Source organism: Tamlana crocina (assembly GCF_012037625.1).
This window is the reverse complement of sequence record NZ_JAAVJS010000753.1, coordinates 1-304: the sequence shown is the minus strand read 5'-3', so window position 1 is coordinate 304 and position 304 is coordinate 1. Positions and strand designations below refer to the sequence as shown.

Below are 304 nucleotides of genomic sequence, written 5' to 3'. Positions count from 1 at the left end.
ATTTTAGCACTTTTAGCCTTAAGCCTTTTTATAAACTTTACTTCAGCAGCACAGGACCTGCCTCTTGCAAACGGCAAAGAATATACTATAGGGGAGATCAATGTTACGGGCACAATTTCCTATAATGAACAAACTGTGATTGCCTATACCGGCCTTAAAAAAGGAGAAAAAATCTTCATTCCCGGAGACAGGATTTCCAAAGTTTTAAAGAAACTATGGGATATAGGTCATTTTAGCGACATCAATATTTACGTGACCAGCATTGAAGGGGACGTTGCAAATCTGGAGCTGGAGATCCAGGAGG

At 40.1% G+C, this 304-nt stretch carries 1 protein-coding gene; it reads left to right on the top strand.

The window, feature by feature from the left end; translation table 11 throughout:
* Window positions 1-304, top strand: a 304-nt coding sequence (locus HC176_RS18855; protein ID WP_425338231.1) for a POTRA domain-containing protein, incomplete at its 3' end; no start/stop codon positions are given.